At 74.2% G+C, this 13,150-nt stretch carries 8 protein-coding genes; 5 read left to right on the plus strand and 3 right to left on the minus strand.

Annotation, left to right across the window (positions count from 1 at the left end; translation table 11 throughout):
• Positions 1-100: 100 nt before the first annotated feature.
• The 4 genes from AC57BS_RS24750 (at position 101) to AC57BS_RS24765 (ending at position 7,967) form a co-directional block, all read left to right on the plus strand.
• On the plus strand, positions 101-5,029 hold the full coding sequence (locus AC57BS_RS24750) for an nSTAND1 domain-containing NTPase (protein ID WP_496414102.1): 4,929 nt from the start codon (positions 101-103) through the stop codon (positions 5,027-5,029).
• A 169-nt stretch (positions 5,030-5,198) separates the two neighbouring features.
• Positions 5,199-5,717, plus strand: a complete 519-nt coding sequence (locus tag AC57BS_RS24755; RefSeq protein WP_496414103.1) for a hypothetical protein — start codon at positions 5,199-5,201, stop codon at positions 5,715-5,717.
• A 183-nt stretch (positions 5,718-5,900) separates the two neighbouring features.
• The gene (locus AC57BS_RS24760; protein ID WP_496414104.1) at positions 5,901-6,557 is read left to right on the plus strand and encodes a BTAD domain-containing putative transcriptional regulator; all 657 of its coding nucleotides are present in this window, start codon (positions 5,901-5,903) and stop codon (positions 6,555-6,557) included.
• Between the two features lie 12 nt (positions 6,558-6,569).
• A complete protein-coding gene (locus AC57BS_RS24765) occupies positions 6,570-7,967 on the plus strand; it encodes a hypothetical protein (RefSeq protein ID WP_496414105.1) in 1,398 nt (465 codons plus the stop codon).
• Positions 7,968-8,048: 81 nt separating this feature from the next.
• Here AC57BS_RS24765 and AC57BS_RS24770 read toward each other — a convergent pair whose 3' ends face one another.
• The 3 genes from AC57BS_RS24770 to AC57BS_RS24780 are packed head-to-tail and all read right to left on the minus strand — an operon-like array spanning position 8,049 to position 11,629.
• Complete coding sequence (locus AC57BS_RS24770) at positions 8,049-9,521, minus strand: carboxyl transferase domain-containing protein (protein ID WP_496414106.1); 1,473 nt, start codon at positions 9,519-9,521, stop codon at positions 8,049-8,051.
• 18 nt (positions 9,522-9,539) lie between these two features.
• On the minus strand, positions 9,540-11,054 hold the full coding sequence (locus AC57BS_RS24775; protein ID WP_496414107.1) for a M1 family metallopeptidase: 1,515 nt from the start codon (positions 11,052-11,054) through the stop codon (positions 9,540-9,542).
• Positions 11,051-11,629 (minus strand): RNA polymerase sigma factor, encoded by a 579-nt coding sequence (locus AC57BS_RS24780; protein WP_496414108.1) that lies wholly within the window; start codon positions 11,627-11,629, stop codon positions 11,051-11,053. The genes AC57BS_RS24775 and AC57BS_RS24780 overlap by 4 nt, the downstream gene beginning before the upstream one ends.
• Positions 11,630-11,649: 20 nt before the next feature.
• Between AC57BS_RS24780 and AC57BS_RS24785 the strand changes: the two genes are divergently transcribed.
• Complete coding sequence (locus tag AC57BS_RS24785; RefSeq protein ID WP_496414109.1) at positions 11,650-13,146, plus strand: serine/threonine-protein kinase; 1,497 nt, start codon at positions 11,650-11,652, stop codon at positions 13,144-13,146.
• The last annotated feature ends 4 nt before the right edge of the window (positions 13,147-13,150 follow it).

Consider the following 13,150-nt stretch of genomic DNA (forward strand, 5'->3'; position numbering starts at 1 on the left):
CCGCACCGCGACCGCCTCGCGACCCGGTCGCGGTCTGCTCGTCGGCAGATACCTGCCGGAAACGAGGACCGCCATGCCGTTGCACGCCTATCGTCGCGCCATGGACTTCCAGGTCCTCGGCCCCTTGCGCGCCGTCGCCAACGGGATGGACCTCGAGGTGCGCGGCCTGAAGGAGCGCATCCTGCTGATGCACCTGGTCGCGTCCGTCGGTCGTGTGGTGCCCTCCGCGGACCTCATCGACTCGCTGTGGCCACAGGACCCGCCCCGCACCGCGGCCAAGTCCCTGCAGACCTACGTCCTGCGGCTGAGGAACACCCTCGAGCCCGACCGGGACGGCGAGCCACGGCTGCTCATGACCGCGGGCGCGGGCTACCGGCTCGCTGCCACCGAGCGCGACACGGACGCCGGCCGCTTCGTCCAGCTGACCGACCTGGCGCGGAGGGCGGTCGACGGTCAGCGCTGGCAGGCGGCGCTGGACGCCGCCGAGGACGGTCTGGCCCTCTGGCGCGGGCCCGCGTACGCCGGCTGCGAGGACACTGCCTTCGGTCCGGCCGAGGCGCGGCGGCTCGGCGAGCTCCGGCTGCTGGCGGAGGAGTGCCGCCTCGAGGCCCTGCTCGCGCTCGGCCGAGAGTCCACTGCGGTCGCCGACCTCGAGCGACTGGTCACCGACCATCCGCTGCGCGAACGGCTCTGGGAGCTGCTGATGCTCGCCAGCTACCGCGCCGGCCGGCAGGGCGATGCGCTCGAGGCGTACGACCGGGTCCGCGCGCTGCTCGCCGACGAGCTCGGCGTCGACCCCGGTCCGGGTCTGCGCCAGCTCCACGCCCGGGTGCTGGCCCAGGACCCCGGCCTTCACCTGGCCCGACCCCGGGTGCAGCTGCCCGACTCGCTGCGTCGCACCGCCGCCGACGTCGTCGGCCGCGACGACGACCTCGGCGTCCTGCGCGGACTCTGGCAGCGCACCCTCGCCGGGTCGGCCACCTCGGCCCTCGTGCGGGGGCCTGCCGGGGCGGGCGCCTCGGCCCTGGCGTCCGCGCTGGCCGAGGAGGTGGCCGGCGGCGGTCACCCGGTGCTGCTCGCCGACGACCCCGTGCCGGCGTCGGGACCCTGGCTCCGGGTCGTCGAGGGCGCCCCCCACACCCCTGAGCCGGGCGCCATGCTCCTGCGGCTCGCCCGGCCCGGCACGGCGGCGCTCGACGGCGAGACCGTGCTGGACCTCGCACCGCTCGGCGCGCAGGACGTGCGTCGACTGGTGGCGGCGTACGCCGCGCCGGACGAGGTCGACGACCTGGCCGAGCAGGTGGTCCGCAGCGGCCCCGCCTGGCCCGGCCGGGTGCACAGCGAGGCGGTGCGCATCACGCGCGAGGCCGCCTCCCGGCGGCTCGGCGCCGCGGTCGGGATCGTCGAGCAGACCAGCGCCCGGCTCGCTGCAGCGCGCGCGGACGTCAGCGACAGCATCGCGCGGCTTGCGGAGTCCGAGGGTGACCGGCCGACCGAGCCGGGCGTGTGCCCCTGGCGAGGGCTGGCGGCGTACGACGTGGGCGACGCACCGTGGTTCGCCGGTCGGGAGCACCTGGTCGCCGAGCTGCTGAGCCGGCTGGCCTCGACCCGGGTGCTGGCACTGGTGGGCGCGTCGGGGTCGGGCAAGTCGTCCGCCCTCCGGGCCGGCGTGCTGGCGGCCCTCGCCGGCGACGCCCTGCCGGGCAGCTCGGCGTGGCGCCAGGTCGTGATGCGGCCGGGTCGGCACCCGATGCGGGAGCTCGCCCGGGCGGCGGTGGGCACCCAGGGAGGCGACGTGGGCGACCTGCTGGCCCGGATGCTCCAGTCCGACGAGGAGCCGCCCCGCACCCTGGTCGTCGTCGACCAGATGGAGGAGGTGTGGACCGCGTGCAGCGACGAGGGCGAGCGGCACGCCTTCCTCGACACGCTCACCGAGCTCGTGTCGGACCCCCGCTCGGCCACGTCGGTGGTCGTGGCGCTGCGGGCGGACTACGTCGGCGATGCCGCCGAGCACGCCGGCCTGGCCGCGCTCCTCGCCGACGGCACCGTGCTCGTGGGATCACCGACGAGCGCCGAGGTGCGGCGTGCGATCACCCGCCCGGCGGCGCGCGCCGGCCTCCACCTCGAGGAGGGGCTCGCCGACACCGTGGTCAGCGACGCCGGCGACGAGCCCGGCCTGCTGCCGCTGCTCTCGGTGGCGCTGACACAGGTCTGGGCGCAACGCGAGGACGACCGGTTGACCTTCTCCGGCTACGTCGCCACGGGCGGCCTGCGCGGCGCCGTCGCCACGCTGGCCGAGGACGTCTGGGCCGGGCTCGACCCCGCAGAGCAGGCGGCCGCGCGGCTCCTGCTGCTGCGACTCTCCGGCCCGGGAGAGGGCGCCGGTGTCGTACGTCGCCGCGTGCCGCTGGCCGAGGTCGAAGCGCTCGGCCAGCCGGGCATGCGGCGGGTGCTCGACCGGCTCGCCGGGGCGAGGCTCCTCTCGGTCGGCGACGGGCACGTGGAGGTCGCCCACGAGGCCCTCTTCCGCGAGTGGCCACGCCTGCGTGGCTGGCTCACCGACGACGCGGCCGGCCGGGCGGTCCAGCGGCGACTCGCGCTCGCCGCGTCCGAGTGGGACGCCGAGGGTCGCGAACCCACCGCCCTGTGGCGCGGCACCCGGCTGCAGTCGGGGCTCGAGGTGGCGGCCACGAGACCCGACGAGCTCACCCACGTCGAGGCCGACTTCCTGGAGGAAGGTCGCCTGGCGCTCGACGCCGAGGAGCAGGCGGCGCAGCTGAGGGCCGCTGCGACGGCCCGGCAGAACAGGCGGCTGCGGTGGCTGCTCGTCGGGGCCGCGGTCTTCCTGGTGCTCGCCCTGGTGGCCGGTGTGGTGGCGCTCGCGGCGCGCACCGAGGCCGAGGACTCCGCCGACGAGGCGCGCGCCTCGGCCCTCGCGGCCGACGCCAAACGGCTCGCCGCCGACGCCCTCAACGAGGACCGCCCCGCCCTTGCCCTCCTGCAGGCGGTGGAGGCGACCCGGCGCGACCAGGGCCCCGAGACCTACGGCGCGCTGCTGACCTTGCTCACCCGCGGGCAGGACGGCTACACCCGGGTCCGGATCGAGGACCGGTTCCTGCGCATCGCCTCCTCGGCCGACGGGGCGACGGTCTACCTGGCGGACAACACCAGCGCGCTCTACGCCGTGGACACGGTCTCCGCAGAGGTGCTGTGGACGGTGGACACCCCGGGCGAGGAGGGTCAGTGGGGAGATCCCGTCGCTGATCCGCGCGGCAGGTGGGTGGCGGTCCCGATGTTCGTCGCCGAACCCGCCGTGGCGATCCTCGACCCGAGCACGGGGAAGATCCTGCGGCAGGTCACGTCCGCGGACCTGAGCACCGCAGAGCCCGACACCTCGCCATGGCTCGACGAGTCCCTCCACCTGCGCGGCGGCGACCTGGTGGTCTCCACCTCGACCCACGTGTTCGTCGTTGACGCGAGGACGGGCGGCGTCGTCCGCTCGCACCCCCTGCCGACCCACGCTCCCTTCAGCCTCGCCCTCGGTGACGGGCGGGTGGCCTTCGCCGACGAGCCGGCCCACTCCCTCGTGGTGGACGCCTGGACGGGACGTACGCAGCGCAGGAACGGGTCGGTCGTCGGTGCTGCCCCTGACGGGCGCCGCGTCCTGACGATCGAGGTGATCACCACCCGGTCCGGCGTCGAGACGTCGCTGCTCCAGGTCCGGGATGCGCGCTGGCAGCCGGTCGGGCGTCCGTGGCGGGTCGTGGGCTACGTCCGTGCCGCGATCTTCCTCCCGGGTGGAGGGGAGGTAGCGGTGGCTCGCGAGGAGGAGCTCGAGATCTACGACCTGGCGACCGGTGCCCTCGTCCGTGGGATGTCGGGGCACAGCGGTGCGCTGCTCCAGATGGAGCTGGCCGGTCCCGACCGCGACCTCGTGTGGACGGCGGGACGCGACGGCAACGCGGTCGCCTTCGACCTGACCGGCACCCGCGGGGTGCTCCGCCGGCTGCCGCGCGACATCGTGGCGGACGTCGGGGCCGCCGCGTCCGGCGTGGGGGTCGTGGTCAACTACTACGACACCGAGCTCAACACGCTCAGCGTGGTCGACCTCGACGCCGGCGACGACAGGTTCGGTGAGCTGCAGCCGATCCGGTCCTGCGTCTGCCAGCCGGCCCACGCCGCGATCACCCCGGACGGACGACTCGGACTGGTCGCGATCGTCGAGTTCACCGACGACTTCGAGCCCGTCACCCACCGCGGGCGGGTGGCGGTGGTCGACACGACCGACGGGCGCGTCGTCCGCACGATCCGGACCCCGTGGGAGGCCTCGGGCCTCGCCGTCACCCCCGACGGGTCGCGGGTGCTGGTCAACGGCAGCGGCGGGTGGGCCCTCCACGAGATCGCCTCGGGAGAGGTCGTGTGGACGGTGGACGCTGCCGCCGACACGTCGTGGTTCCCCGGGGGTCCCCAGGCTGCGGTCGCCCGTGACGGGTCCCGGATGGCGCTGGGTCGGGGGGAGAGCGTGGTGGTCATCGACGCGGAGACCGGCGAGGAGCTCGTACGCCGGGAGCTGCCCGAGTCCGTCGCGCTGAGCCGCCTCGCGTTCGACGCCGGCGCGGCCACGCTAGTCGTCGGCTCGGCGAGCGGACACCTGAGGTTCCTCGACGCGTCCACGCTGGACCCCGTCGCGCCAGACCGGCTCGTGACCGCGAGCTGGGTGTTCGACCTCCAGCTGAGCCCCGACGGACGCATGCTCGCGGTGATGGGTTCCGACGGCGACGTGACGCTCTACGACACCGGCACGTGGCGGCCCTACGGCAAGCCGGTGCTGGACAAGCTCGGCTGGGGCTTCCTCGCCTTCGACGACGACCGCCTGCGGGTGTACGGCGAGCTCGGCGCCGACCACGAGATCGACACCGATCCGCAGGCATGGGTGGAGGCGGGCTGCCGGGCGGCGAACACCACGCTCACGGCCGCCGAGTCCGCGGTCATCCTGCCGGGCGAGCCCGTCGCCCCCACCTGCACCTGAGGGCCGCGGGGGGCGTACGACGGACCGCGCGCCCAGCGGTGCGACCGGGCTGCGACCGCCTGCGCGAGAGTGCGACCGGGCTGCGACCGGGGCGCGACCGGCACCGGTCAGCCTCGGTGCACCGGGGCGATCGGCGCATCCGGAGCACACCAGACCAGGAGTGATTCACATGTCCGCACGACTCGCCCGGCTCTCCGCCGTACCCGCCATCGCCCTGGCAGCGACCGCCGCCCTGGCAGGACCGGCCTCGGCCGCCGACAACACCCGCAGCTCGGTCTCGTGGCCCACGACCGACGAGATCGTGGCCGTGTGCGACGACGGTGCCGAGATCGGGCTCGGGTTCGACCTCGTCCGCAACGTCCACACCTTCGAGGACCGGGACGGCAACACCGTGCGCGAGTCGCGCAACGTCAACTACACGGGCATCTTCGAGAACTTCGCCACCGGTGAGCGCTACGAGTTCCAGGGCACCCGCATCGTCACCTTCGACTTCGTGGCCGGCACGTTCACCAGCCGCGGCAACTACCGCACGGTGACGATGCCCGGCGCGGGGGTCGTCCTGCACACGACCGGGATGTACGTCGCGGACCTGGACGTCGAAGGGCTGTTCCACCGCGAGGCCGGCCCGAGGCTCGACGAGTGGACCGAGGGTGGGACCGAGGCGGTCTGCTCGTTGTTCGGGCTCTGAGGGGCAGGGTCGTCCGGGTCGTGGCACGCAGGGGATGCCACGACCCGGACGTCGGTCAGACGTAGCGTCGCGTCCGCTCCTCCGGCGAGCCCGCGCCGGCCGCCGCCGACGTACCTGCTGGGAAGCCCGAGGCGTCGACCGCCGCGTGACCGGGATGTGACCGGTGCGAAGCACCGTGTCCGCATGGCGTTCGCGCGCGCCCGCGCGGTGCTGGCCGCCGAGCTGGGAGTCGATCCCGGGCCGGAGCTCCAGCAGCTCCACCAGCGGGTCCTGGCCCAGGACCCGCGACTCACCCGGCAACGACACCACGGTGTGCCGCCCGAGCTGCGCCGCACCGACGGCGCACTGGTGGGCCGCGAGGTGGATCTCGCGGTCCTGCGCGACCTCTGGGACGGCGTACGCCGATCCGGGACGACTCGCGTGCTGCTCCGCTCGCCCGCCGGCGGCGGCGCACTCAGGCTGGTGTCCGAGATCGCGCAGGGTGTGGCGGCGAACGGCGGCGAGGTGGTGTTCGTCGGCCGGAGTGACCCGGCCCCCGCGCTGACGACATCGTCGGCCCAGGTCCTCGTCGTCGTCGACCGGGGCGCCGAGGTGCCCGCGCTCGACGACCGTCACGGGCTCGTCCCTCCCTCGGCCGAGGCGGACCCGGGCACCGTCGCGCTCGACCTCGACCCGCTGGATCGTGAGGGCATCCGCCGGGTGAGGGGGACGACCTGGCGCCGAGGTTCGTGGACGGGCCGTAGACGTCGAGCTCGCCCGGACCGCGACCGGACCGCGACCGGGTCGCGACCGGTCGCGGTGACGCTCAGGTCACCGAGGCGATCACCGCCTCCGACCTGAGGAGCGAGGCGCATGGACGTCTTCACACGCACCCGCTGGCTGGGCGCCGTCGGGATCACCGGGGCCCTGGCAGCGTCCACGTTGGCCGTCCTGTCGATCGGCACCCCCGCCGGAGCGACGCCCGCAGACGGGCCCTGCCGCCTGGTGCAGCTGCGGGAGCCGGCACGCAGCCACGACGGCGGTGTCATGGACATCGAGGTCGTCGGCGGACGCACGGTCTACTACGGCAGCACCTACCACCGCGACAAGCAGGGCGTGGAGCGCCAGCGGGCCCTGGTCTGGGACGGCCTCGACGGTGAGCCGGTCCGGGTCGGTCCCCCCGGCTACGACGAGGACATCGCCTTCGAGCTGACCTCGTCGGGACTCGTCAACGGGCAGTCGCTGGACTGGGAGTCGGGCCGGGAGGCCGCCTGGGTCCAGGACCTCCGGACCGGCGACGTGACGATCCTGGCCACCGACTCCGGCCCCGCAGGCGCCGCGCACGGGCGTATGTGGATGAGACGCATCAACGATGGCGGCAGCGTCGTCGGCGTCGTGGGGCGCAACCAGACGGACCCGTGGACCGACGCCGTGACCTTCGACCACCCGGCCGCGTCGATGGAGCTGCTGCCGGGTGTCGCCGAGGCGGCGGACTCCCTCGCCTACGGCATCAACAACCAGTCGCAGAAGGTCGGCTACCTCTCGACCCGTGAGTACGAGGAGGCACCCGGCTGGTACGCCTTCGACCCCGTCATCTGGCAGGGCGACGGCTCGATCACACCGATGGCCGTCACCGGGGGTCTCGAGGCGATCCCGCGGGCGATCAAGGACGACGGCTCCGCTTCGGGGTCGATGCTCTACGGCGAGAGCCTCGACACCGGCCACGTCGAGCCCGCCTACTGGCCCGAGCCGTCCACGGTCGTCCCGCTCGGCGTCCTGCCGGGCGGCGGCTTCGGGGACGTCTATGGCATGGACGAGGGCGGCTGGCTGGTGGGGGCGCTCGACCGGTGGGTCAAGCGCAACGACCGCCTCGGCGAGCGCGGCACGATGAACCACGCGTTCCTCTGGACCCCCTCCGTCGGCGAGGGCAGGGTGCGCCTGCTGCCGTCCCTCTACGCCCACGCCAAGGGCGAGCAGGACTGGCGGCGCTGGCAGGGCAGCGCCGTGCACGCGGTCAACGGCGAGCTCAACCAAGCCGCGTCGGGCTCGCACGTCGAGTTCCGCCACGGCCGGGCGATCCAGGCGCCGACCGTGTGGGTGAACGCCGACAGCTGCGGCACCGAGGTCGCCACCACCCACGACCCGTTCGGCCTCCAGGCGTCCGCAGAGTCCTCGGTCTCCGCGCGCACGAGGGCCGGCACCGGTGCTCGGACGACATCACGCATGGCGGCCCGTGCTGTCCGGGCCTGGAAGCGCTCGGGCCGCCGCTGAAGCAGCGCTGCCGGGCGGTGCGATCCGGACGCCGTGGAGCGTGGCCACAGGGGAGCCACGCTCCGCGGCGTCGCGCGGCGCTCAGACGTAGCGGCGCGTCCGCTGCTCCGGCGAGCCCGGGCCGGAGGCGAGGAGCGAGCTGAGCTCGTGCTCGAGCACGGCCCCCACCCGACGGCAGAAGTCCTCCGGCTCGTCGGCGGCGTCGGGCTTCTCGGCCACGATCCGGTCGACGATCCCGCGGCGGTGGAGGTCGATCGCCCGCACCTGCTGGGCGCGCGCCATCTCCGCGGCGTGGTCGAGGTCGCGGTGCACGATCGCCGACGCGCCCTCGGGCGGCAGCGGCGAGAGCCACGCGTGCTGGGCGGCCACGACGCGGTCGGCCGGCAGGAGCGCGAGCGCCCCGCCGCCGTTGCCCTCGCCGAGCATCAGGCACAGCGTCGGCGCGTCCAGCGTGACGAGGTCGGCGAGCGAGCGGGCGATCTCCCCCGCGAGGCCGCCGTTCTCCGCGTCGGCCGACAGCGCGGCGCCCTGGGTGTCGATGACGGTCACCAGCGGCAGCCCGAGCTCGGAGGCCAGCCGCATCCCGCGCCGGGCCTCGCGCAGCGCCTCAGGCCCCAACGGGTGGTCGGTCGTCTGGCCGCGCCGGTCCTGGCCGAGGAAGACGCACGGCGCCTCGCCGAACCGCGCGAGAGCGATCAGCAGCCCGGGGTCGCGCTCACCCTGGCCGGTGCCGTTGAGAGGCACGACCTCGCTGGCGGCATAGCGCAGGAGCCGGCGTACGCCCGGCCGGTCCGGCCGCCGCGAGCGGGTCACGCAGTCCCAGGCGTCGACGTCGGGCACGTCCTCCTGGCCGGGGTCGGCGACGGGGGCGACGCCCTCCCGCGCCGCCATCAGCGTGGTGAGCGCGCGGTCGAGGATCTCGGCGATCTCCTCGGGCGGGAGGACGGCGTCGATGATGCCGTGGGCGTAGAGGTTCTCCGCGGTCTGCACGCCCTCGGGGAAGGGGCGGTCGTAGAGCGCCTCGTAGACCCGCGGGCCGAGGAAGCCGACCAGCGCGCCCGGCTCGGCGACGGTCACGTGCCCGAGCGAGCCCCACGAGGCCATCACGCCGCCGGTGGTGGGGTGGCGCAGGTAGACGAGGTAGGGCAGGCCCGCCGTACGGTGCGCCGCGACCGCGGCGGAGATGCGCACCATCTGCACGAACGCCGGGGTGCCCTCCTGCATCCGGGTCCCGCCGCTGACCGGTGCCGCGACGAGCGGCAGGCCCTCACGGGTGGCGCGCTCGATGCCGGCGACGATCCGGTCGGCGGACGCGCGCCCGATCGAGCCGGCGAGGAAGCCGAACTCGCCCACCAGGACGCCGATGCGCCGCCCGTGCAGCCGTGCCTCGCCGGTGAGGACGGACTCGTCGACGCCGGACCTCTCCGCCGCGACCGCGAGCTCGGCGGCGTACGCGTCACTGATCCCGTCGCGCGCCGGCGGGGTGTCCCACGAGGACCACGAGCCCTCGTCGAGGATCAGGTCGATCAGGTCCTGTGCGGTGAGGCGGGTCATGGGGCAGGGTAACCGCGGTCAGCCGGCGGAGGGCACGCCCGGCGCGGGGGTCCGTCGACCAGTGATCCAGCGGTCGAAGAACGTCGACAGCTCGCGCCCGGTCCCGGCCTCCCAGTGGTCGTAGATCTGCTCGCGGGAGACGGACGTGTTGTCGTTGTCGGCCAGCCACGACCGGGCGATGCGGTAGAACTCGTCCTCGCCGAGGTCGGTGCGCAGCTCGTTCCACATGAGCGCGGGCGTGTAGTAGATGTTCGAGCTGCCGAACTGGTCCGGGTCGTACGCCCCGGGCGGGCCGTACTGGTCGCGCAGCTGCTGGTCGATGCCGCGGGCGTTGCGCAGGCTCTCGCGCAGCGGCCGGATGTCGTGCTCGTCCTCGTAGATCCACTGCAGCAGCATCGTCATGCCCTCGTTGAGCCACACGTCGCGCCAGTCCGACGGCGAGACCTGGTCGCCGTACCACTGGTGCACGATCTCGTGCGCGACCACCTGCGGCGAGAGGACGTAGTCGTTGTTGCCGAGGGTGACCATCGTCTGGGTCTCCATCGCGCTCTGCGAGTCGGTGACCACGAGGCCGAGGGAGTCGAAGGGGTAGTCGCCGAGCCTGCCCTCGACCCAGTCGACGGTCGCGGCGGCGGTCTGGATCGAGTCGAGCGGTCGGGTCATGCCGCGGGGGGTCCAGTAGTCGACGCGCAGGCCGCCCGCGGAGGTGTTGCTGCTGTGGGTGTAGTCGCCGATGGCGAGGGTGACGAGGTAGGACGACGCGGGCTCGTCGAGCTGCCACGAGGTGGTCGTGCCGTCCTCGTCGGTCGCCAGCGAGGTGAGCTCGCCGTTGGCGATGCCGGTCCACTTCGGCGGCGCGTGGACGGTGATGTCGTAGAGCGCCTTGTCGGCGGGCTGGTCGTTGACGGGGTACCAGGTGTAGGCGCCGTACGGCTCCTGCATCGTCCACACCTCGCCGGCTGAGGTGATGGTGAAGCCCGTCGAGGAGAAGTCGCTGCGGGTGGTCGGTGCAGGTGCTGGCTCGGGCGTGCCGGCGTAGTCGACGGCCAGCTCGTAGCGCTGGTCCTCCTCGATCGGCGCCCGGACGACCAGGTCCTTGCCGAGCCGCGAGACCCGGACGGGCTCGCCGTCCAGCGTGATCTCCCCGATGCTGAGGGGAGCACCGAGGTCGAGCTGGAACCGCGGCGCCGTGCGGGCCGCCCGGAAGGTGAGGACCGCGCGACCGGTGAGGCGCTCGGGGCCGGGCTCCCAGGTCAGGTCGAGGTCGTAGTGCAGGGCGTCGACGCGCGGGTCGCCGACGTCGGGGTAGACGCTGTCCTCGACCGGCGTCGAGACGGCGAGGTCGAGGTCCTGCTCGACCGGCTCGGTCACGACGGGCTCGGACGCGGGCGCCGTCGTGGCGGTGTCAGCGGGCTCGGCGGCGGACGGCGGCGCCCGCAGCTCGTCAGGGCCGATGGTCGCGTCGGAGCAGCCGGCCAGCAGCGCGAGCGACAGGCCCAGGACGAGGGCCGCGGAGGCGGGCCGCGACCTCACCGGTCGCCGCGCAGCAGGGGACGCGCGAGCTTGCGGCCGTGGTGGATCTGCGCCTTGACGGTGCCGAGCGGCGCGCCGACCAGCGCGGCGATCTCGTCGTAGGGCAGGCCGTAGACGTCGCGCAGCAGCAACGGCTCGACGTACTGCGGGTGGTCCTGCTCGATCGTGTCCATCGCCTCGAGCAGGTCGAGCCGGGTCCCGGCGATCACGCTGGTCGTGCGCGGGTCCGGACGGTCGTGGGCACCGTCCTCGAAGTCGGTCGGCGTGGCGAGGTTCTTGAGCCGGCGGTAGGTCGTGCGCGCGCTGTTGACGGACACGATGTGCAGCCAGGTGGTGAACCGTCCGCGCCCGCCCCACGAGCCGATCTTGGTGGCGACGTTGAGCATCGCCTCCTGGCAGGCGTCCTCGGCGTCACCGGAGTAGGGCAGCACGCCGCGGCAGATGTTCAGCACGCGCGGGCGTACGGCGGCAAGCAGCGCCTCGAGCGCGTCGCGGTCCCCGTCGCGCGCCCGGCGCGCGAGGTCGTCGATGTCGTCCGGCGCCAGCGCGGCGCCCGGGTCCCCCGAATAGTTCACGCCTGCACGATAATGCCCGGGTGTCCGCTCCCTCACGTCTCGGTCGTTACCCGGTGCGCCGTCGCATCGGGTCGGGGGCGTTCGCGACCGTCTGGCTTGCCTACGACGAGCACCTCGACTGCCCCGTGGCGATCAAGGTCCTCGCGGACAACTGGACCGACGACCTCCACATCCGGCAGCGGTTCGTCGAGGAGGGCCGCTTCCTGCGCAAGGTCGAGTCACCCCACGTCGTGACCGTCTACGACGCGGGGGAGCTCGACGACGAGCGCCCCTACCTCGTGATGGCGTACGCCGACCAGGGCACGCTCGCCGACCGGCTCGAGCTCACCGGCCTGTCGCGGGCGCAGGCGCTCGCCGTGATCACCCAGGTCGGCCGCGGGCTGAGCGCGCTGCACGACCGCGGCGTGCTGCACCGCGACGTCAAGCCCGCCAACGTGCTGTTCCGCACGATCGAGAACGCCCGCGGCTCGAAGGTCGTGGCGATGCTCGGCGACCTCGGCCTCGGCAAGGCGATGGACATGTCGTCCCGGCTGACGATGGTCGGCGGCACCCCGACGTACGTCGCCCCCGAGCAGGCGCTGGGCGAGGCGCTCGACCCGCGGGCCGACCAGTTCTCGCTGGCCGCGCTGAGCTACTACCTCCTCGCGGGTCGTCAGCCCTTCGACCACCGGAGCCTCGCGGCGGCGGAGGATCCGTCGCCCCCGCCGCCGATGGGGATCGACAACCCCGCCGCGGAGGCGGTGGTCCTCAGGGGTCTCGCCAAGGACCGCGAGGACCGCTTCGAGGACGTCGCGGCCTTCACGGCCGCGCTGGTCGACGCGCTGGGCGGCGACGTCGAGGAGACCCCTGCGGCGTGGATCCCGGTCGACCCCGACCTCGCGACAACCCCCCGACGTCCGGCGGACACGGCCGCGGCCGACACCGCCACGAGCGGCACGGCCGGGTCTGCGGTGGTGTCGGCCGGGGCAACGACCGGGGCGGCAGGCCACCTCCGCCGCTGGCCGTGGGTGGCGGCGGCCGTGCTGACGCTGGCCGCCGGCACCGGTGCGGGCTGGGCGGCGGAGCGGGCGTCGACGGCCGAGCGGGAGGTCGCGGACTCGACGGGCACGATCTCGGTGACGGTGCCGGAGTCGTGGACCGCCCAGGTCGACCCCGAGCCGTGGACGCCGATCGAGGACAGGTCGGAGCAGCCATCCATCGCCTCGGGGAGCCGGGAGGGCTGGAACTCCGCCGACGCCCCGGCGCCGGGCGTCTTCGTCGGGATCCTGCCGGGCGAGAAGCTGCCCTCCCGGGTGCCGAGCCACCCCGAGTGCGGCCCGTCGCGCGGGCCGGTCTTCGACGAGCGCGACGGCGACGACCTCATGACGGTCTTCTTCTACGACTGCCCGGGTCTCGACGTCACGGTGGAGCGGGTCATCCGCCTCAACCAGAACCAGCTGCTGTGGATCCAGATCCGCAGCGACGACCGCGGGACCGCCAACCGCGTCCTCGACTCCGTGACGACCTTCGGCGTCTGAGCCC

The sequence above is a fragment of the Nocardioides sp. BGA-UO-ETr-FS32 genome (genome assembly GCF_059567905.1).